Raw genomic sequence first — 1,194 nt, 5'->3', positions numbered from 1 at the left:
TGGACGAGGCACTCTCAAACGGTCATAAAGATGCCATCGAAGATGAGTTCGGAGATGTGCTTTTTACCCTTGTAAACCTCTCCCGCCACCTGAAAATCGATCCGGAGCAGGCCTTGCGCCGGGCCTCCAACAAGTTCGAACGGCGTTTTCGCACCATGGAGCGAGAACAGTCCAACCCTTTGAAATCATTGGATGAAAACGCGCTGGAAGCCGCCTGGCAGCAAGCGAAAAAATCTGCAGATTGACCCCTCTCATCCCCGTCTTGTTCCTGTGAAATAAAAACTTCACATAAGAGAAACTTTTCAGTCATCCACTCTCCCCATACTGCGCCACCAAGCAGTAAACGTTACCTCGCTTGGTTGGGGTTTCAGTCACGCTGTTACTTTGCATACAAAATATTGCCTGATTGAAGGAGTGTTGGAATGAAGAAGAATTTGCTTGCGATCGCTGTGGGGGCTGCCGTAGCCATGCCTGGCCTGGCCCTGGCCGATGGCCCGACTGTTTACGGTAAAGTTAACGTTTCTCTGGAAAATGCTGAGTTTGACGATGGCGTAAACCCCAGTGAAGACGCTTGGGAACTGAACAGCAACGCTTCCCGCCTGGGTGTTAAAGGTGATTTCGATCTGGACGTGGCTGGCCTGAAAGCCATCTACCAGGCTGAATTCGAAATCAGCGTAGACGACGGCGACAAAGGCGGCCAGACCTTCACCCAGCGTAACATCTACGGTGGTTTGAAAGGCGGCTTCGGTACCCTGAAAGCGGGTAAATTTGATACCCCTACCAAGAAAGCCCAGGGCAAGATCGACCAGTTCAACGATATCGGCGGTGATATCAAGAACGTTCTGTCTGGCGAAAACCGGGTTTCCAACATCGTCCAGTACAGCACGCCTGCTCTGGGTGACCTCGTAACCCTGAACGCTGCATTCATTCCTGCAGAAAACAACGATATCGACGGTGACGGCGATCCGGAAACCGGCCTGGCAGACACCATCTCCGTGTCTCTGGTTGCTGAAAAAGACATGTTCTACGGTGCCATCGCTCACGATGCAGACATGACTGACGAGCTGATCACCGATGAAACCGGTACTAGCCCGACCATCGATATCACCCGTGTGGCTCTTGGCCTGAAGCCGGGCAACTTCGAAATCGGCGCACTGTTCCAGACTGCTGAAGAAACTGAAGCGGACGGCGAAG

At 52.6% G+C, this 1,194-nt stretch carries 2 protein-coding genes; both read left to right on the top strand.

Annotated elements, in window-relative coordinates; all coding sequences use genetic code 11:
* Nucleotides 1-245, top strand: a 245-nt coding sequence (locus A3754_RS02955; protein ID WP_304439785.1) for a MazG nucleotide pyrophosphohydrolase domain-containing protein, incomplete at its 5' end; no start/stop codon positions are given.
* 177 nt (nucleotides 246-422) lie between these two features.
* Nucleotides 423-1,194, top strand: a 772-nt coding sequence (locus tag A3754_RS02950; protein WP_063518806.1) for a porin, incomplete at its 3' end; no start/stop codon positions are given.

The sequence above is a fragment of the Alcanivorax sp. HI0083 genome (genome assembly GCF_001635175.1).
The sequence above is the reverse complement of the archived record's forward strand: the minus strand, read 5'-3'. Positions and strand labels throughout refer to the sequence as shown.